Source organism: Nocardioides bruguierae, from assembly GCF_023656415.1.
GTDB lineage: Bacteria > Actinomycetota > Actinomycetes > Propionibacteriales > Nocardioidaceae > Nocardioides > Nocardioides bruguierae.
On record NZ_JAMOIL010000008.1, the window covers coordinates 87159 to 105877 of the forward strand.

The window sequence follows — 18719 nt, forward strand, 5'->3', positions numbered from 1 at the left end:
TCAATAGCGCCATACCGTCGAGAGACCCACCCCCGCACCTCCCTAGGACGTGATCAGCGTGCAGTACCTCCGCGACAAGGTCGTCGTCATCACCGGCGCCGGCTCCGGCATCGGCCGGGCCCTCTCCCTCGCCTGCGCCCGACGCGGCAGCCTGCTGGCGCTCTCGGACGTGAACGCCGAGGGGCTGGCCGAGACCGGCCGCCTGGCCGAGTCGCTCGGCGCCCCCAAGGTGCGCACCGACACCCTCGACGTGGCCGACCGCGCCGCCGTCCTGGCCTACGCCGACGACGTGGCCGAGACCTTCGGGCGGGTCAACCTGGTCGTCAACAACGCCGGCGTGGCCCTCGCGGGCGACCTCGTCGACCTCGAGTTCGAGGACATCGACTGGCTGCTGGGCGTGAACCTGCACGGCGTGCTCAACGGCACCAAGGCGTTCCTCCCCCACCTCATCGCCTCCGGCGAGGGCCACCTGGTCAACATCTCCTCGCTCTTCGGGCTGATGTCGATGCCCGGGCAGTCGATGTACAACGCCGCCAAGTACGCGGTGCGCGGCATGACGGAGTCCGTGCGCGAGGAGATGCTGATCGCCGGCCACCCGGTGGGCGTCACCGCCGTCCACCCCGGAGGCATCAAGACCGCGATCGCCCGCAGCGCCCGCGTCTCCGCCAAGGAGGACCAGGCCGCCACCGCCGCCTACTTCGACAAGCACCTGGCCCGCACGACGCCGGAGAAGGCCGCCGAGGTGATCCTCGCCGGGGTCGAGAAGGAGAAGGCCCGGGTGCTGGTCGGCGCCGACGCGCACGCCCTGCACCTGGTCTCCACCGTGCTCGGCTCCCGCTACCAGGACGTCGTGGCCCGGTTCGCGCGGCGCGCGATGCCGCCCAAGAAGGGCGCCTGAGCCACTCCCCCGACCCGCCCGGTCAGGAGGGCGAGGACGACGGACGCTGCCGCTGCCGGCGGCGTCGGTCGCTCGCCTCCTGCTCGGGCGTGACGGTGCGCAGGCTGCCGGTGGTCGTCGAGCCGCGCTTGCGGCGCTTGGGCCGCGGCACCTTGAGCGGCCCGACCAGGCGCGGGCCGGAGAGCCGGTGCTCCAGCTTCGAGGCCTCGCGCGCCAGCGGCTGCGCCAGGTACTCACCGAGGATGACGCCGGAGGCGATCGAGATGGCCACCGAGATGGCCGCGACCATCGCCAGCAGACCCTCGGAGATCGCGCTGCCGCCCTCACTGAGCAGCGTCAGCGACCGGTAGATCGAGAGACCGGGCAGCATCGGGACGACGCCGGAGACCACCACGACCAGCGGCGGCACCCGGTACCGCGCGGCCAGGTGGTAGGCCACGAGACCGACCGCCGTGGCGGCGAACGCGGTGGACCAGGCGCGCGCCAGGTCGACCTCGGCCAGGGTGCGGCTGATGACGATGGCCGCGCCGGCGACGCCCGCCACCGCGGGCAGGACCCGCAGCGGCGCGTACGAGGCGTACGCGAACCCGGCGGCCGCCAGCGCGGAGCCGAGCACCAGCATGCCGACGGTCTGCAGGTTGTAGGTGCCCGGCTCCAGGACGGGGGTGGGCAGCCCGACCGCGCCGCCGAGGCTGAGCCCGCCCGAGACGCCGGCGATGATGCCGGCGGTCGCGAGGAACGCCTCCATCAACCGGGCCGAGGCGGTCACGTAGTAGCCGGTGAGCGCGTCCTGGAGCGCGCCGACGAAGCCGACGCCCGCGAGCAGCATGATGATGTTCGCGGTGACGACCTGGGAGACGTTGATCTGGAGCGGCGTGGCCGCCACCCCCAGCGCCAGCAACGTCGCGACGCCGCCGCCGGCGACCTGCTGGTAGAAGCTGGGCAGGCGGCGCTTGGCCATCCGGTGCTGGATGCGGTCGATGAGCACGGCGGACACCGCGGCCAGGGCGATGACCAGCGGCTTGCCGCCGAGCTGGAGGCCGACGCCCGCGCACATGACGGCCCAGGCGATGGTGACGGCCCAGCGCGGGCGCGAGCGCCCGGTCGAGGTGATGCGGCCCATCTCGGTGCGGGCCTGGCGCAGGTCGACCTCCTCGCGCAGCAGCGCTCGGACGAGGTGGTCGACCGAGGTGAGCTGGTCGTAGTCGATGGTGCGTCGGCTGACCTGCCGATTACCGACGACCGGCGGGTCGCCCAGCTCCTCCTGCGCCGTCATCGACAGCGAGGTGAAGGTGACGTCCACGTCGACGTTGCGGATGCCGAGCGAGGCGGCCACCGACTGCATGGTGGCCGAGACGTCGGCGGCGCCGGCGCCGCTGCTGAGCAGCACCTCGCCGATGCGCAGGCACAGGTCCAGGCCCAGCGCGGTCTCGCGCATGACGGCCTCACGGCGGGCGGCCTCGAGCCGCTCCTGCTCGCGCTCGTGCTCGGCGCGGCGCGCGGCCTCCTCGGCGGTCGCCTCGAGGGCCTGCTCGGGCGCTGCGTCAGGGGGTGGAGTCTGGTCGTGCGGGGTCACCCTCGGATCGTGACAGGAGGCGCGGCGCGACCCCAATCGAGCCGATCCGCCCCCGATGCGCCCCCGATCCGACCCTGGTCCGGCCCCGATCCGGCCCACTCCTCCCCCGCGCGGCGGGGCACGGCCGGTGCCGAGTGTGGAACGCTGTCGCCGTGCGCATCGACTTCCGTTCCTCCCCCGAGCCCACGCTGGGGGTGGAGTGGGAGCTGGCGCTGGTCGACCGCACCACGCGGGACCTGCGCAACGACGCCACCGACCTCTTCGCAGCGGCCGGGCCCGTCATGGCCCAGCCCGAGAAGCTGCACTCCGAGCTGCTGCGCAACACCGTCGAGATGGTCACCGGCATCTGCCGCACCACTGGCGAGGCGGTCGAGGACCTGCGCCGCACCCTGAGCGACGTCGTCCCGACCGCGGACGCGCTGGGCATCGACCTCTACGGCGGCGGCACCCACCCGTTCGCCTCGTGGAGCGCGCAGCAGCTGACCGAGGGCCACCGCTACGCCGAGCTCATCAACCGCACCCAGTGGTGGGGCCGCCAGATGCTGATCTGGGGCCTGCACGTGCACGTCGGCCTGCCCGAGGTCAGCCGGGTGATGCCCGTCCTCAACGGCCTGCTCACCTACTTCCCCCACCTCCAGGCCCTCTCCGCGTCGTCCCCGACCTGGGCGGGCACGGACACCGGCTACGCCTCCAACCGGGCCCTGCTCTTCCAGCAGCTGCCCACGGCCGGCCTGCCGTTCCAGTTCGAGCGGTGGGAGGAGTTCGAGTCCTTCGCGCAGGACCAGCTGACCACGGGCGTGGTCGACCACCTCAACGAGATCCGCTGGGACGTGCGGCCCGCGCCGCACCTGGGCACGCTGGAGAACCGGATCTGCGACGGCGTCTCCACCTTCGCCGACCTCTCCGCCCTCGTGGCGCTCACCCACTGCCTGGTCGTCGACCTGGACCAGCGGGTGGCCGCCGGCGAGCAGGTCGCCACGATGCCGCCCTGGCACGTGCAGGAGAACAAGTGGCGCGCGGCGCGCTACGGCCTGGACGCGATCGTCATCCTGGACGCCGACTCGAACGAGCGCCTGGTGACCGACGACCTCGCCGACCTCGTCGTGCGGCTGGAGCCCGTCGCGGAGCGCCTGGGCTGCAGCGCGGAGCTGGCATCGGTGAACGACCTGGTCGAGCGGGGCGCCTCCTACCAGCGGCAGCGGCGCGTCGCCGAGGCCACCGGGGGCGACCTGGTGGCGGTCGTCGACTCCGTCGTCCGCGAGCTGCGCGCAGGCCTCTGAGCTCCTCCGCACCCCCTCCGCCGAGCGGGACGCCTCAGCGCGGGGTCGGGGGCAGCGACTCCGTCGCCTCGAGCTGGTCGAGGCCGGTGACCATGAGCAGGTCGACGACCACCGAGCGCAGCAGGGCGAGCACCACCTCGGCGGTCATCTCGTCGGAGCGGGGCACGGACCCGGAGGCCTGCGCCACCGCGAGCAGGGCCGGGCGGGCGGCCACGGCCATCCGGTCCGCGGCGAGCTCGGCGACCACCACGTCCACCGCCAGCGCCAGCTCGTCCACGAGCGCCACGTACTCGTCGGGCACCACGCGCGCCCGGTAGGTGGCCACCGAGACCTGCCGCACCAGGACGCGGGTCGAGCGCAGCGCCCGGTCCATGGGGTCCACCAGGTCGGCCATCCGCCGGATGTCGTGCCTGTGCCGCACCCGGAACGGCGAGGAGCTGACCACCGCCATCCCCTCGTCGGCCGCCGCCCGCAGCTCGCGGACGAGCACGTCGGTCGAGCGCGCCTCCACGAGCAGCGCCCGTGCCCGCTCGGCGTCCTCCTCGCGCAGCGCCTGCGCGGCGTGGCCGAGCAGCACGGCGACCTTGCGCAGCACCCGCGCGGCCTGCTCCCGGGGGCGGCGCAGCGGCGCCGAGGGCACCACCGTCGCCGCGACCAGGGCGACCGCGCCCCCGATCACCGCGTCGATCCACCGGGTGAACGAGGCCCCGGTGGTGGGCAGCAGGGCGAGCACGAAGATCGACTGGACGGCCGCCTGGTTGACCAGCAGCGCACCGCCGCCGCCCATGACGGCCACGGAGACGGCCAGGCCCACCACCACGACGATCTGCCACCAGCCCGCGCCGATCCAGGCGACGAGCAGGTCGGCCATGAGCACGCCGATGGCGACGCCGGCCGTCACCTCGGCGATCCGCTTGAGCCGCTGGCCGTAGGTGGTGCCCAGGCCGAGCACGGCGGCGATCGGGGCGAACAGCGGGGCATCGTGGCCGAGCAGGTCGTGCGCGACCAACCAGGCCACGCCGGCCGCGACGGCCGCCTGGCCGACCTGCCAGCCCTTGGCCCGCAGCCGCGCCCGGCGGGCGCGGAAGGAGAGCCGACCCCGGCGGAGCACCGCGGCACCGGGGAAGAACGGGACGTCCGAGGTGCGAGGCTCCACGAGGACCGATCCTCTCACCGCCGCCCCCTGCCACGGCTCACACGGTCGCCCCGATCGCCGCGTCGTGCGCGTGCTCGAGCGCCTGCTGCAGGTCGGCGAGGTCCCGGTACCAGGTGCGCACCTCGGTGCGGCATCGCACCCGGTGGCCGAAGCGCTCGTAGGCGGAGCACTCGGCCAGGGCCTCGGAGTCGGTGGGCGGGTACAGCGCGGTGCCGTCGAGGTGGTGGATGCCGAAGCCGTTCCCGGCATCCCCGGTGACGTCGACGATCGTGTCACCGGGGGCCTCGTCGGTGGGGCCGTCGGCGGCCGTGGCGAGGCCTGCGGTGACCCCCAGCGGCAGCCCGAGGACCAGCACCAGGATCGCCAGGGACGGGGCACGCAGGGACGGGGTGAGGGGGCGGAGGGGGAAGGTCGGTCGGCGCACGGTGCGCTCCTCGGTGGGAGGTGCCGGGCTGGTCCCGGCGGGTGCGCACGACGCTAGGGACGCGCGAGGCGCGGTGGGGGCGCCGTCGTCCCGCCTGGGGAGGGGGGCGCTGCGGGGTCGGCCTGTGGACGGAGGACGGCCCCGCAGCGCCTGCGGGAGGGGGGTGGTCAGCGGGCGAGCGTCACCGTGATGGTGAGGTCGCTGCAGGTGGAGGCGAGGTCGGTCATGGCGGCCTTCTCGGTGGCGTCGACCGAGAGGCCCCAGCGGTGCTTCACGGCCGTCCACTCGCGCAGGTAGCGGCACTGCTGCTGGGCGGGCAGCCACTCGGCGACGTCGCGGTCGGACTTGGACTGGTTCACGTTGTCGGTGACGCCGACGAGGGTGCGGTAGTCGCCCAGGTCGTTGGCGTAGGCCTCGCGGGTGGCGTCGGACCAGGACCAGGCGCCGGAGCCCCAGGCCTCGGCGAGCGGCACCATGTGGTCGATGTCGACGTCGGAGGGGTCGTACCAGGAGACGCCGTCGTAGTAGGAGTACCAGCGTCCGCCGGACAGCGAGCAGCCCGCACCGACCGTCACCGGGTCGTCGGCCTCGCTGATCAGCACCTCGCGGCGGGTGTCGCAGCCGTCGCCGTCGGCGTCGGTCCAGTGCTCGAACAGGTCCCGGTCGTAGCCGGTGGCGTGCTCGGCGGCCACGGGCAGGTCCGCCACGGCGCGGGACAGCGGGGCCGAGTAGGTCTGCCCGGCCGCGGCCGTGGCCGGCGAGCCCGCGATCAGCATGATCCCCACGACGAGCGCGACCGCGAGCCCCGCGAGGCCTGCCAGCGACAGGAGGGGCCGCTGGATCGGGGTGCCCGGACGGGGCCTGTGCATGTCGTGCTCCTGGGGACCGGGTCGGGCACGCCCCGACCTCCGGCACTCAGTGAACGCCCGCGCTCCCTCCCCCGACCAGCCCCAGGAACCTGCGCTGCACGAACCTGCAGCTTTACCCTGGTGGGTATTCGGTGAAGCATCCGGCGGGTCCAGGCGGACACGGCCCCGGGTGTTGTGGCCCCGCTCACAGTGCTTGATGATCAGGCCTCACCCTCCTGCCCCCGAGAGGACCCGTGGCCACCCTCATCGACCCGACGTCGGCGGCGTTCCTGCTGGCCGAGAACCGGTCCATGCCCATGCACGTGGGGGCGCTCCAGCTCTTCGAGCCGCCCGAGGACGCGGGCCCCGACTGGACGCGCGGGATGTACGAGTCCCTGCGCGACGCCGGCGACGTCTCCGCGATGTTCCTCAAGCACCCCTACCGGTCGCTGCGCACCGCGGGACAGCTGGTCTGGCTGCCCGACCGCCAGCTCGACCTCGAGCACCACGTGCGGCACAACGCCCTGCCGCGTCCGGGCCGCTACCGCGAGCTGTTCGAGCTGTGCTCGCGCCTGCACGCCCAGCGGCTGGCCTGGGAGCGCCCACTGTGGGAGAGCCACGTCATCGAGGGCCTGGACGACGGCAGGGTCGCCGTCTACACCAAGATCCACCACGCCCTCATCGACGGCGTCGCGGGCATGCGGCTGCTCCAGAGCGTGCTCTCCCCCGACCCCGAGGCGCGCGACGTGCCGGCGCCGTGGTCGCAGCGCGCCGGGCACCCGCACGTCGACGGCACCGCCGACGAGCAGACGGACCCGGCCACCGCCGGATCGCCCAACCCCGGAACGACCAGCCCCGGAACGACCAGCCCCGGCCCGCCCGTCTCCGGGTCGCCGGGCACGCTGCTCCAGGCGGCGCTGGCCTCGCAGGACACGCTGCGCGACCTGGCCGGCAGCGTGCGCACCGGGTACGGGGTGCTGGCCGAGGCCGCCGGCATGCCCGGCGCGGTGGTGCGCGGGGTGCTGCGCGGCGCGCAGGACCAGACGGGCGCGCTGAGCTTCCACGCGCCCCGGACGATCTTCAACCGGCCGATCACCGGGTCACGCCGGTTCGCCGCCGAGGACTGGCCCGTGGAGCGGCTGAGGCTGGTGGGCAAGGCGGCCGGCACCACCATCAACGACGTCGTCCTCGCGATGACCAGCGGCGCGGTGCGCCGCTACCTGCTCGAGCACGACGCCCTGCCCGCCACCCCGCTCGTGGCGATGGTGCCGGTGGCGCTGCACGCGGAGCGCTCCCACCTGGCGGCCACGGACGGCGGCAACGCGATCGGCGCGGTCATGGCCTCGCTCGGCACCCACCTGGCCGACCCGGCCGACCGGCTCGCGCACGTGGCCGCCTCCATGACCGACGGCAAGCAGGCCCTCTCCGCCATGACGCCCACCCAGGTGCTGGCAATGAGCGCGCTCGGGCAGGCGCCGGCGATCCTGGGCCCGCTCCTGGGCCTGGGCCGGCTCGTCCGCCCGCCGTACAACCTGGTGATCTCCAACGTGCCGGGGCCGCGCGAGCCGCTGTACTGGAACGGTGCGCGCCTGGTGGGCACCTACCCGCTGTCGATCCCGATCTCGGGGATGGCGCTCAACGTCACCTGCACCTCCTACACCGGTCAGATGGCGTTCGGCGTCACCGGCTGCCGGCGCACGGTGCCCTCCCTCCAGCGGCTGCTGACCCACCTCGACGGCGAGCTGGCCGACCTCGAGAACGCCGTCGGCGTGGCCTGACCCGTGTCATGATCGGCGCTCGTCGTCGGCGCTGGGCCGACCCGTCCCGGATCGAGGCCCCGTGCTCGCGCAGATGCTCCACCGGACCCGCCTGTTCACCTGGCTGGCGCGCACCGTCGGCGGCTGCCTGCTGGTCGCCGCGCTCGCCGGCGTCGCCGGGGTCGTGCTCGGCAGGCTGCTCGAGGCCGACGACGTCCTGCCGGCCGCAGCCCTGCCCGCCCTGCTCGCCGCGGGGCTGTACCTGCTGGGCAGCAGCGCACCCGCCCCCGACGCCGACGTCCTCGCCCTGCTCGAGGTGGAGGACCCCGTCGAGAGCCCGGTGCCGGACGGCCTGCCGCACTGAGCGCCGCGCGGCTCAGCCGCAGACCAGCCCGCCACCGAGGCGCGCGTCGACGGCGCGCAGCCGCGCCCGGGTGACGTCGGCGACGGTGGCGTGACCGGCGGCCAGGGCGGTCCGCCCGGCCGGTGAGTCGGTGCGCAGCGGGGCGGCCCGGTCGATCGAGGTGGACGTGCGGGTGCCGCCGTCCTCGGCGTTGAGCAGCGCCACCGCGTGCCCGGTCGTGCCGGAGCCCGCGAACGGGTCGAGCACGCGGGCGTCGGCGGGCATGGTGCCCAGCAGGCGGCGCAGCAGGCCGGTGGGCTTGGGGCTGGAGAAGACGTGGCCGACGAGGTCCTTCAGCTCGGCCACGGCCGTGTCGGTGGAGCCGACCTCCTCGGCCAGCCACACCGTCGTCAGCTTCTTGCGGCGGCCCTCGTGCAGCCAGTCCCGCTGGTAGACGTCGACCCGCTCGCCACGGTGCCCGCGCACGCGCCGGCACACGAGGTCCTCCCCGCCGCGCTCGGCGACCAGCGGCGGCGACCACCGCCACACCGCCGCCTGCCCGTCGCCGAAGACGGGGGTGATCTCCTCCGAGCCGGCGAACGGCGTCGTCGCCACCCGCCCCGAGGCCGGGTCGCCGTGCAACACGTAGTGCAGCGTGGGCGCGCTGGCCGGGGTGAACCGCTTGTTGGTGTTGCGCAGCGGCAGCAGCCGGTACCGGCGGCCGGAGGCCTCGTCGGTGTGCCCGAAGTCCCGCTCGTCGACCGTGTCGGCGGTGCTGGCGTCGAGCACGCAGGACGCGGAGTCGACCGCGTAGACCAGCAGGTACTCGTGGCTGGTGGCGAAGCCGCCGCCCAGCTGGCGACCCTTGGGGTTGAGGTTGACCACGACCTGGGCGAGCAGGTTCTGCTCCCCCACCACCTCGTCGAGCAGCAGCCGCAGGTGCGCCACCTCGTGGTCGTCGATGCTCACCGCGAGCGCTCCGGTGGGCTCCAGCAGCGCCAGCACCGCCTCCAGCCGCGGCCGCAGCGCCGCCGTCCAGGCCTGGTGCCGGCCGCGCCCCCGCCCCACCGCGTCGTCGTAGACCAGGTCGCTGCGCGTGTTGTAGGGCGGGTCGAGGTAGGCCAGGTCGAAGCGGGTTCCCTCGGCGGCCAGGCGCGCCAGCACCTCGAGGTTGTCGCCCTCGAGGAAGGTGTTCTGCGGCGTCACGGGTGCACAGTAGGACGCCGGCGGGCGGCCGGGTCACGGATCGGCCACGAGCCCCGGCGATTCTCCCCGATCCGCCCCACCACCGACCTACCCTCGTCGCCGTGATCCCCCGTCGCCCCCTCGCCGGCCTGGTCGCGCTCGTGACCGCGGGCGCGCTCGCCGCACCGCTCGGCACCGCGCTCGCCGCGGACGGGTCCGAGCGCGGCACGAGCGCCGAGCGGGAGCGCACCGGACGGCTCGTCCTGGACCGGGACGCGGTCTCCTCCACCGGCGAGTCCGGCCGCGCGGTCGCCGACGACGACGGCTCCTCCGTCGTGCTCGGCGGTGCGACCGGCGGGCGCGTCGCGACGCGCACCGGCGCGGTCACCGAGGTGCGCCCGGGCGTCTCGTTCACCCGGCTCTCCGCCACGTCCTCGCGCGGGACCACGCGCGCCACCCTGCTCACCGTCTCGCTGAGGCAGCGCGGGGTGGGCCTGGACGTGGAGGACGGCTCGAGCATCACCGGCCTCTCGCGCGTGCGGACGATGCTGGGCGAGCAGCGCCGCTTCGTGGCCGCCGTGAACGGGGACTTCTTCGACATCCACGGCACCAACGCGCCGCTCGGCACCGCCCTCTCCCCCAGCCGCGGGCTGCTCAACGCCCGCGCGCGGGACTGGAACCAGACGTTCATGCTCACCTCGCGCGGCCGGCCCGTCTTCGAGCAGGCCCAGCTCTACGGCCGCGTCGTGGGCGTGCCGGGTGGGCAGCTGACCAACGTCAACAGCGCCACGGTGCTGCCCGGCGGCATCGGCGTCTACACGCGGCACTGGGGCACCTACTCGCCGGGCCGGGCCGTGGTCGAGGGCCGGCGGCAGGGCGTGCGGATGGTGATCGTGCGCAAGGGGCGCGTCGCGGCCAACCGGGCGAAGGTCGTGGGTGGCAAGCGCGGCTGGGGCATGGTGCTCGTCGGCCGCGGCGCCGGTGCGAAGGCCCTGGCGTCCCTCCGCAGGGGCGAGCGGGTCAAGGTCCGCAAGGGCCTGGTGGGTCAGCCGCAGCTGGCGCTGACCGGCAGCCGGATCATCATCGACGACGGCGTGGGCCGCGAGCTCGACGACACCGAGACCGCGCCGCGCACCGTGATCGGCATCGACCGCGACACCAAGGAGCTGCTGCTGCTCGCCGTGGACGGCCGCAGCTCGCGCAGCCGCGGGTTCACCCTCGCCGAGCTGGTCGGCGTCATGCAGCAGCTGGGCGCCGACGAGGCGCTCAACCTCGACGGCGGTGGCTCGACCACGATGGCGGTGCGGCGGCAGGGTCGCCTGCGGCTGGTGAACACGCCCTCGGACGGCGCCGAGCGCTCCGTGGCCAACTCGCTGGTCGTCACCTACGACAAGCCCGGGCGGGGATGACGGCGGGGATGAGCCCGAGGTGACCCGCCGCTCCTTCAGCCGCGCGGAGCTGGAGACGTTCCGCGACACGAGCGTGCCCGACCTGCTGCCCGGGCCGGGCCAGCCGCTGCGGCTGCTGTTCGTGGGGATCAACCCCGGGCTGTGGACCGCGGCGACGCAGACGCACTTCGCCCACCCCGGCAACCGGTTCTACCCGGCGCTGCTGCGCGCCGGCGTCCTCGAGCACGCGATCGACCCCGCGGCCGGGATGACGCCGGAGGACCGGGAGCGGCTGCGCGCCCGGGGCATCGGCATCTCCAACCTCGCCCACCGCGCCACGGCCAAGGCCTCCGAGCTCGGCGACGACGAGCTGCGCGAGGGCGGCGCGGCGCTGCGGGCCCTGGTCGAGCGCGAGCGCCCCGCCGTGGTGGCGGTCGCCGGGATCACCGCGTACCGGACGGCGTTCGGCGAGCGCAAGGCGGTGCCCGGGCGGCAGCCCGAGGGCTGGGGCGAGTCCGAGCTGTGGGTCGTGCCCAACCCCTCGGGGCTCAACGCGCACGAGACCGTCGACTCGCTGGCCGCCGCCTACGCGGAGGTCGGCCGGGCGGCCGGGCTGCTCTGAGCTGCCTGGAGGGACCTCGGACGGGGCTCGGACGGGCGCTCGGACCGGGGCTCGGACAGGGGCTCGGACAGGGGGCTCAGACGGGGAACGTCTGCCCCTTGCCGATGACGGTGAGGCCCTCCTGCACGACGAACCCGCGGGCCTGGTCGGCGGCCGGGTCGACGCCCACCTGCACGCCGGGCGGGATCACCACGTTCTTGTCCAGGATCGCGTTGCGCACCACGGCACCGGCGCCCACGCGCACCGCGTCGAGCAGCACCGAGCCGGTCACCTCGGCGCCGTCCTCGACCCGCACCGCGGGGCTGAGCACGGAGCGCCGCACGTGCCCGCCGGTCAGCACGACCCCGGGCGAGAGCACCGCCTCGTCCGCGCTGGCGGGGCTGCCGTCCGCGCCCTGCACCACCTTCGCCGGCGGTTGCGGGCCGTAGGCGGTGTAGATCGGCCAGTCCTGGTTGTAGAGGTTGAAGACCGGCAGCGGGCTGACGAGGTCCATGTGGGACTCGTAGTAGGAGCGCAGCGTGCCGACGTCACGCCAGTAGCCCTGGTCGCGCTCGGTGGAGCCGGGCACCTCGTTGTCCTGGTAGTCGTAGACGCCGGCGGCGCCCTGCGCCACGAACGCGGGCACGATGTCGCCGCCCATGTCGTGCTTGGAGCCCTCGGTGGCCGCGTCCCGGGTGACGGCCTCGACCAGCGCCTGCGCGTCGAAGACGTAGTTGCCCATGGAGGCCAGCACCTCGTGCGGGGCGTCGGGCAGGCCCACCGGGTCCGACGGCTTCTCGAGGAACTCCCGGATGCGCGTGGGCTCCTCGGGCACGACGTCGATGACGCCGAACTGGTTGGCCAGGCCGATCGGCTGGCGGATCGCCGCGACGGTGCAGGCGGCGCCGGAGCGCACGTGCTGCTTGACCATCTGGGAGAAGTCCATCCGGTACACGTGGTCGGCGCCGACGACCACGACGATGTCGGGCTGCTCGTCGCGGATGAGGTTCAGCGACTGGTAGATGGCGTCGGCCGAGCCCAGGTACCAGTGCGGGCCGAGCCGCTGCTGCGCCGGCACGGGGGTGACGTAGTTGCCCAGCAGGGTCGACATGCGCCACGTCGAGGTGATGTGGCGGTCGAGGCTGTGGGACTTGTACTGCGTGAGCACGACGACCTTGAGGTAGCCGGAGTTCACGACGTTCGAGAGCGCGAAGTCGATGAGGCGGTAGATGCCCGCGTAGGGCACCGCAGGCTTCGCGCGGTCCGCCGTCAGCGGCATGAGGCGCTTGCCCTCACCGCCGGCCAGGACGATGGCCAGGACCTTCTTCCCCCGCTTGCGCATGTCGGGGAGGTTAACGCCCTGCAGGGTCTCCTGGGCAGTGCCTCGGGGCAGAAATACCCCGTGCGGCGTCAGGTCCGTCCCGGACAGCCTGCTGACGCACCCCGCACCGGGCGAGTAGGTTCCGCCTCGTGCGAGTCGACGTGCTGTCCAAGGAGTACCCGCCCGAGGTCTACGGCGGTGCCGGCGTCCACGTGGCCGAGCTGGTGCGTGCGCTGCGCGCGGTGGACGGGGTGGAGGCCCGCGTCCACGCCTTCGGCGCCCCCCGGGACGAGGCGGGCACGGCGTCCTACGCCGAGCCGGCCGGCCTGGCCGGCGCCAACGCGGCGCTGCGCACCCTCGGGGTGGACCTGGAGATCGCGGCCGCCACGGGCGGCGCCGACCTGGTGCACTCCCACACCTGGTACGCCAACATGGCGGGCCACCTCTCCTCGCTGCTGCACGGCGCCCCGCACGTGGTCAGCGCCCACAGCCTGGAGCCGCTGCGGCCGTGGAAGGCCGAGCAGCTGGGCGGCGGCTACCGCGTCTCGTCGTGGGCCGAGAAGACGGCCTACGAGGCCGCCGCCGGCGTCATCGCCGTCTCGGCCGCCATGCGCGACGACGTGCTGCGCTCCTACCCGAGCATCGACCCGGCCCGCGTGCACGTGGTCCACAACGGCATCGACACCGCCGACTGGGCGCCGCACCACGACGCCGAGCGGGTGCGCGCGCTGGGCGTCGACCCGGACCGTCCGACCGTCATCTTCGTCGGTCGGATCACCCGGCAGAAGGGCCTGCCGCTCTTCCTGCGGGCGTGCGCCGCGCTGCCGCCCGAGGTGCAGCTGGTGCTGTGCGCCGGCGCCCCGGACACCCCCGAGATCATGGCCGAGGTCGAGGGCCTCGTCGCCGACCTGCGCGAGAGCCGCGACGGCGTCGTGTGGATCGCGGAGATGCTCCCCCGTGCCGACGTGACGGCCCTGCTGACCAGCGCCGACGTCTTCGCCTGCCCCTCGATCTACGAGCCGCTGGGCATCGTGAACCTCGAGGCGATGGCCTGCGAGACGGCCGTGGTGGCCACGGCCACCGGCGGCATCCCCGAGGTCGTCGTGCCCGGCGAGACCGGCCTGCTGGTGCCCATCGACCAGGCGGACGACGACACCGGCACGCCCCTGGACCCCGACCGCTACGTCTCCGACCTGGCGGGGGCACTCACCTCGCTGCTGGGTGACCGCGAGCGGGCCGCGCGCATGGGGCGCGCCGGGCGCGAGCGGGCGGTGGAGCACTTCTCCTGGACCGCGGTCGCGCAGCGCACGCTCGACGTCTACCGCGAGGTGCTGGCCGCCTCGTCCTGATCCTCCCGGGTGGACCGATACCCCCACCCGCATAGTCACTTCGGGCCAGGCCGTACCGGTCGTACGGACCACCACCCCAGGGTCACGAGTAGGTACCCCTGCCTACATCTCAGGGAACGCACCTCACCGCCGATCAGAGGTGCTCACCATGGGTTCTGCTCGGGCACCCCCCACCCTGCTCCGAGCTCCCCCTGAACGACCCGGAGCCACGGTGCCTGACTACACCCCTGCCCGCTGGACCAGCACCCCCGTGCTGGCACGCCGCTCGCGCCTCGTCGCGTCGCGGTTCAGCTACGGCACGAACCCCGCCCTCGTCGCCGAGGTGCAGGCCGCCGGCGGAGGGCTGCGGTGGTTCGAGCAGCAGGTCAGCGCTGCCGCCACCCGCAGCCAGGACCCCGACGTCCTCTTCGACTGGTGGCCCGACCTGAACAAGGACGCCGCGACCCTGTGGCAGCGCCAGGTCGACGACGTCCGCGGCGTGTGGGAGGTGATGTGGGACTACGGCCGCCGACTGATGACCCGGCGGGTCCACTCCGACCTCCAGGTGCTGGAGGTGATGACCGAGCTCTTCGAGGGTCACCTGCACGTCACCGCCGACGGCGACGCCCAGGCCACCCACCGGGCGCCCTACGGCGAGCTGATCCGCTCCCACGCGCTGGGCCGCTTCGACGACATGCTGGCCGCCGCGATCACGCACCCGGCGATGCTGCTCTACCTCGACCAGGCGACCTCGACCAAGAGCCACCCGAACGAGAACCTCGCCCGCGAGCTCCTCGAGCTGCACACGGTCGGCGTCGGTGCCTACACCGAGGACGACGTCAAGAACGCCGCCCGCATCCTCACCGGCTGGCGCGTGCGGATGTGGACGACCTTCGCGCCCTACTACGACACCGACCAGCACTGGACCGGGGCGGTGAGCGTCGGCGACTTCACCGACGCCAACACCGACCCCGACGGCCGGGCGCTGACCGACCGGTTCCTGCGTCACCTGGCGCACCGCCCCGAGACCGCGCTGCGCATCGCCCGCCGGCTGGCGGTGAAGTTCATCGGCGACGACGTCGGCGAGGGCCTGGTGCGCCGGATGGCCCAGACCTACCTGGACAACGACACCGCGATCGTGCCGGTGCTGCGCGTGCTGCTGCGCTCGCGGGCCTTCCGGCTCTCGCAGGACGCCAAGCTCCGCGACCCCGCCGAGGACGTCGTGGCCACCTACCGGGTGCTCCAGGCCCGGGTGCAGCAGCCGACCTCCGACGACGACGCGGCCAACGCGATGATCTGGCAGGCCCAGAAGGTCGGGCTCGTGCCGATGGCCTGGCCGCGGCCCGACGGCCAGCCGATCCACAACAGCGCCTGGGCCACCGCGTCCCGGGCGATGGCCTCGATGGAGATCCACTGGGTGATGGCGGGCGGCTGGTGGCCCTCGGAGGGCGTGGAGTTCCTCCAGCCGAGCGACTGGGCGCCCACGCCGCTGCCGGTCACCTTCGCGCAGCTGGTCGACCACCTGGCGCGGCTGCTGCACGGCCGCCCGTCCAACCGCAACGTCCTGCGCGCGGCCTGCGAGGCCTGCTCGGTCGACCCGGACACCACGGTCACCGCCTCCAGCGCGGTGCTCACCTGGAAGCTCAACCGGCTCCTCGCCGTCCTCCTCGACCACCCCCGTCACTACTCCCGGTGAGGCGCGACCGATGACCCAGACCTCCGCCCCTCTGCCCGGCTGCTGCGAGGACTTCGCCCGTGCCACCGCCCTGACCCGCCGCGGCGTGCTGCGCGGCCTCGGCGTGGCCGGCGCCGCGTGGACCGTCGGCTCGGCCGTCGTGCAGTCCTCCCCCGTCGCGGCCGCCGAGGCCGGCTCCGGCACCGGCTCGGTCGTGGTGCTCTCGCTGCGCGGCGCCGCCGACGGGATGTCGCTGGTCGTGCCCCACGGCGACCCGGTCTACGCCGCGGCCCGCCCCCGCATCGCCGTGCCGGCCTCCGCCGTGCTCGCCTCGGACGGGTTCTTCGGGCTCCACCCCGAGCTGGCGCCGCTGCTGCCGCTGTGGCAGGCGGGGTCGGTGGCCGCCGTCCACGCCACGGGGCTGCCCGCCCCGAACCGCTCGCACTTCGCCGCCATGGAGGAGGTCGAGGACGCCAACCCCGGCAGCACCGAGCGGGTCGGCTGGCTGAACCGGCTCGTCGGCGACCTCCCCGGTGACGGCCCGCTCCAGGGCATCAGCGTCGGCACCGAGTCGACCGCGATGTTCGGGCCGGCCGCGCGGATGTCGTTCAGCGCGCTGGACGACGCCGTGGTCGCCGGCGACGACCAGTGGGACCCGACCGACGACCGGCTGCGCTCGCTGCACCGCATGTGGGGCCGCTCCGGGCACCCGCTGGCCGGCAGCCTGCGCAGCGCCGTGGACGCGGTCGCGGACCTCGCCCCGGCCAAGGCCGTGGCCCCGGGCGACTACCCCACCACCGACCTGGGCACGGCCCTGTCCTCGGTGGCCCGCACGCTCAAGGGCGACGTCGGGGCCCGCGTGATCACCGTCGACCAGGGCGACTGGGACATGCACACCGACCTCGGCACCCTGTCGTGGGGCAACATGAACACCAACGCCCGCCGCCTGGCCAAGGCGCTGGCGGCGTTCTTCACCGACCTCGGCGACGTCGCCTCCCGGGTGACGGTGGTGGTGCTCTCCGAGTTCGGCCGTCGCGTCGTCGAGAACGACAACTACGGCCTCGACCACGGCTGGGGCAACGTGATGCTGCTGCTCGGCGCGGGCGTCCGGGGCGGTCGCTACTACGGCACGTGGCCCGGCCTGGAGAACACCTACGACGCCGACCTGACCGTCACCACCGACTACCGCTCGGTGCTGGCCGAGGTCGTCGCCACCCGCACCTCGGCCTCCGTCGCCACCGTCTTCCCCGGCTTCACCCCCGAGACCGTCGGGGCGATGACCTCGCTCTGACCTCGGTGGTCGAGGTGCGAGGAGCGCCGGCGACGAGCCTCGAGACCGCCGCACCCACGACCGGCGTCACGTCAGACGGGCTCGACCCCCGCGAACGGGACGGTGAGCACCTGCCGGCCCACCCGGAGGTGGTAGCGGGTGCGGCCGCGCTTGACGACGGTGCCGACCGAGCCGGCGTACCGCCCGCCGACGATGATCCGGGCGCGCTGACCGGGGCCGAGGACCCGCATCCGCTGCCCGGCGGCCAGCCGCTCGAGCTCGGCGAGGTAGTTGGGGTGCAGCATCTCGGCCGTGGCCGGGCGGCCGTGGTGGCTCCAGGTCAGCAGGTGGGCGAGGTCGAAGCGACCCGGCGCGCACCGGGCGCAGGTGACGACCCGTTCGGGGCGTCGGTGCCGACCGGCGGTGTGCCCGGCGGGGCAGGTGCCCTGCCACGGCTCGACGGGTCGGGGTGCGTCGGCCGGCACGCACCGCTCTCCGGAGCAGCCGATCGAGAGCGCGGTGCGGCGCCAGGTCGCGTCGTGCCCGTGCCGCGGCCCCACCAGCGCGTGGGCGATCTCGTGCAGGATCGTGTCGCGCACCTCGTCCTCGCCGGCCAGGGCGGTGAGCGGGGCGGAGAGCCCGATGACGCGGCTGTCGAAGCGGGTGACCCCGGCCCGACGCTTGGCGCGGTCGAGCGTGACGCGCCACCCGGTCAGCCCGTGCTCGGCCACCAGGTCACGCGCCAGGCCGAGGGCGTCCGCGAGATCCACACCCGCAGGCTAGGCCGAGCCGCCGACAGGACCGGACTCCTCGCCGTCCGCCTGTGGATCCTCGGCGCGCGCGAGGCGCTCGTGCAGGCGGTCGCGCACCTGCTCGGGGGTCAGGGAGGCCCGGCGGCGCTGGTCGCGCGCGACCACCACCCCGCTCGCGGCGACGCCGGCGGCACCCGCCAGTCCCAGCAGCTTCCACACCGTCGCGGCCTTCATGGACCAGACTCCTCCTCGTGAGCACGCACCCGACGCAGATCGGTCTCGACGAGGCCGTCGAGCTGACCCGCACCGGCGACCTGTGGCTCTTCCGCGGCCACTCCGCCGCCGACCACGCTATCCGGGCGCTCACCAACGCGCCGGTGAACCACGTCGGCATGGCGGTCGTGCTCGACGACCTGCCGCCGCTGATGTGGCACGCCGAGCTGGGCAAGGGGCTGCGCGACGTGTGGACCGACAGCCACCAGCGCGGCGTGCAGCTGCACGACCTGCGCGAGGCGGTCGTCCAGTGGACCGGCCGCTACGAGCAGGACGCGTGGCTGCGACAGCTCGACGCCGAGGTGACGCCGGTGATGGAGGACGCGGTGCTGCGGACGATCTCGCGGCTCGACGGCACCCCGTTCCCCTCGACCGCCTCGCTGGCCGGCCGGTGGCTGCGCGGCCGGGTGCGGCGCGCGGCGCCCGCGGAGCTGACGTACTGCGCCGAGGTCGTCGCGGCGACCTACACGGCGATGGGCCTGCTCGACGAGAAGCGACCCACGAACTACTACGACCCCGGCCGCTTCTGGTCCGGCGACGACCTCGACCTGCTCGGCGGCGCCGCCCTCGGGCAGGAGATCTCCGTCCGCCCCTGACCCGCCCAGCGGTGGGTCACGGGTGGGTCAGGGGTGGGTCAGGGGTGG

At 74.3% G+C, this 18719-nt stretch carries 18 protein-coding genes; 10 read left to right on the forward strand and 8 right to left on the reverse strand.

Annotated features, from left to right (window positions below):
* Positions 1-58: 58 nt before the first annotated feature.
* Positions 59-898, forward strand: coding sequence for an SDR family NAD(P)-dependent oxidoreductase (locus M8330_RS07355; RefSeq protein WP_250826789.1), 840 nt, complete (start codon positions 59-61; stop codon positions 896-898).
* 22 nt (positions 899-920) lie between these two features.
* Here the strand turns inward: M8330_RS07355 and M8330_RS07360 are convergent, their stop codons facing one another.
* A complete protein-coding gene (locus M8330_RS07360; protein WP_250826790.1) occupies positions 921-2474 on the reverse strand; it encodes a threonine/serine exporter family protein in 1554 nt (517 codons plus the stop codon).
* A gap of 152 nt (positions 2475-2626) precedes the next feature.
* Between M8330_RS07360 and M8330_RS07365 the strand changes: the two genes are divergently transcribed.
* Complete coding sequence (locus tag M8330_RS07365; protein WP_250826791.1) at positions 2627-3754, forward strand: glutamate--cysteine ligase; 1128 nt, start codon at positions 2627-2629, stop codon at positions 3752-3754.
* 34 nt (positions 3755-3788) lie between these two features.
* Here the strand turns inward: M8330_RS07365 and M8330_RS07370 are convergent, their stop codons facing one another.
* The 3 genes from M8330_RS07370 to M8330_RS07380 all read right to left on the reverse strand — a co-directional run bounded on the left by M8330_RS07370 (position 3789) and on the right by M8330_RS07380 (position 6203).
* Positions 3789-4910 carry an FUSC family protein gene (locus tag M8330_RS07370; protein WP_250826792.1) on the reverse strand — a complete coding sequence of 374 codons (1122 nt, stop codon included), beginning with the start codon at positions 4908-4910 and terminating at the stop codon, positions 3789-3791.
* A 37-nt stretch (positions 4911-4947) separates the two neighbouring features.
* Positions 4948-5334 carry a hypothetical protein gene (locus tag M8330_RS22395; RefSeq protein WP_250826793.1) on the reverse strand — a complete coding sequence of 129 codons (387 nt, stop codon included), beginning with the start codon at positions 5332-5334 and terminating at the stop codon, positions 4948-4950.
* A gap of 167 nt (positions 5335-5501) precedes the next feature.
* Entirely contained in the window at positions 5502-6203 is a 702-nt protein-coding gene (locus M8330_RS07380; RefSeq protein ID WP_250826794.1) for an HNH endonuclease family protein, read from the reverse strand.
* 233 nt (positions 6204-6436) lie between these two features.
* On the opposite strand from M8330_RS07380, the gene M8330_RS07385 reads away from it, so the two are divergent.
* Both M8330_RS07385 and M8330_RS07390 read left to right on the forward strand, forming a co-directional pair.
* Positions 6437-7960 (forward strand): WS/DGAT/MGAT family O-acyltransferase, encoded by a 1524-nt coding sequence (locus tag M8330_RS07385; RefSeq protein WP_250826795.1) that lies wholly within the window; start codon positions 6437-6439, stop codon positions 7958-7960.
* A gap of 61 nt (positions 7961-8021) precedes the next feature.
* Positions 8022-8303, forward strand: coding sequence for a hypothetical protein (locus M8330_RS07390; RefSeq protein WP_250826796.1), 282 nt, complete (start codon positions 8022-8024; stop codon positions 8301-8303).
* A 12-nt stretch (positions 8304-8315) separates the two neighbouring features.
* Here the strand turns inward: M8330_RS07390 and M8330_RS07395 are convergent, their stop codons facing one another.
* Entirely contained in the window at positions 8316-9488 is a 1173-nt protein-coding gene (locus M8330_RS07395) for a site-specific DNA-methyltransferase (RefSeq protein ID WP_250826797.1), read from the reverse strand.
* Positions 9489-9589: 101 nt separating this feature from the next.
* Between M8330_RS07395 and M8330_RS22400 the strand changes: the two genes are divergently transcribed.
* The gene (locus M8330_RS22400) at positions 9590-10876 is read left to right on the forward strand and encodes a phosphodiester glycosidase family protein (protein WP_250826798.1); all 1287 of its coding nucleotides are present in this window, start codon (positions 9590-9592) and stop codon (positions 10874-10876) included.
* Positions 10877-10895: 19 nt separating this feature from the next.
* Entirely contained in the window at positions 10896-11477 is a 582-nt protein-coding gene (locus M8330_RS07405) for a mismatch-specific DNA-glycosylase (protein WP_250826799.1), read from the forward strand.
* A gap of 76 nt (positions 11478-11553) precedes the next feature.
* Here the strand turns inward: M8330_RS07405 and glgC are convergent, their stop codons facing one another.
* Positions 11554-12798 (reverse strand): glucose-1-phosphate adenylyltransferase, encoded by a 1245-nt coding sequence (glgC, locus tag M8330_RS07410; RefSeq protein WP_250053098.1) that lies wholly within the window; start codon positions 12796-12798, stop codon positions 11554-11556.
* A gap of 128 nt (positions 12799-12926) precedes the next feature.
* Between glgC and glgA the strand changes: the two genes are divergently transcribed.
* The 3 genes from glgA (at position 12927) to M8330_RS07425 (ending at position 17071) form a co-directional block, all read left to right on the forward strand.
* Complete coding sequence (gene glgA, locus M8330_RS07415) at positions 12927-14126, forward strand: glycogen synthase (RefSeq protein WP_250826800.1); 1200 nt, start codon at positions 12927-12929, stop codon at positions 14124-14126.
* Between the two features lie 211 nt (positions 14127-14337).
* Positions 14338-15801, forward strand: coding sequence for a DUF1800 domain-containing protein (locus M8330_RS07420; RefSeq protein ID WP_250826801.1), 1464 nt, complete (start codon positions 14338-14340; stop codon positions 15799-15801).
* A gap of 10 nt (positions 15802-15811) precedes the next feature.
* Positions 15812-17071: a DUF1501 domain-containing protein gene (locus M8330_RS07425; protein WP_250826802.1), complete on the forward strand. Its 1260-nt coding sequence runs from the start codon at positions 15812-15814 to the stop codon at positions 17069-17071.
* Positions 17072-17142: 71 nt separating this feature from the next.
* On the opposite strand, the gene M8330_RS07430 is transcribed toward M8330_RS07425, so the two are convergent.
* Together M8330_RS07430 and M8330_RS07435 are read right to left on the reverse strand one after the other, a co-directional pair.
* The gene (locus M8330_RS07430; RefSeq protein WP_250826803.1) at positions 17143-17820 is read right to left on the reverse strand and encodes a SprT-like domain-containing protein; all 678 of its coding nucleotides are present in this window, start codon (positions 17818-17820) and stop codon (positions 17143-17145) included.
* 9 nt (positions 17821-17829) lie between these two features.
* Positions 17830-18036 carry a hypothetical protein gene (locus M8330_RS07435; protein WP_250826804.1) on the reverse strand — a complete coding sequence of 69 codons (207 nt, stop codon included), beginning with the start codon at positions 18034-18036 and terminating at the stop codon, positions 17830-17832.
* A 17-nt stretch (positions 18037-18053) separates the two neighbouring features.
* Here M8330_RS07435 and M8330_RS07440 point away from each other — a divergent pair, with 17 nt between their 5' ends.
* Positions 18054-18671: a hypothetical protein gene (locus M8330_RS07440; protein ID WP_250826805.1), complete on the forward strand. Its 618-nt coding sequence runs from the start codon at positions 18054-18056 to the stop codon at positions 18669-18671.
* Positions 18672-18719: the final 48 nt, after the last annotated feature.

What these genes read in the sequence shown, in the direction of transcription:
- M8330_RS07380 (WP_250826794.1), bottom strand. Translation starts at nt 6,203, where the DNA reads ATGCACAGGCCCCGTCCGGGCACCCCGATCCAGCGGCCCCTCCTGTCG.
- glgC (WP_250053098.1), bottom strand. Translation starts at nt 12,798, where the DNA reads ATGCGCAAGCGGGGGAAGAAGGTCCTGGCCATCGTCCTGGCCGGCGGT.
- M8330_RS07425 (WP_250826802.1), top strand. Translation starts at nt 15,812, where the DNA reads ATGACCCAGACCTCCGCCCCTCTGCCCGGCTGCTGCGAGGACTTCGCC.
- M8330_RS07435 (WP_250826804.1), bottom strand. Translation starts at nt 18,036, where the DNA reads ATGAAGGCCGCGACGGTGTGGAAGCTGCTGGGACTGGCGGGTGCCGCC.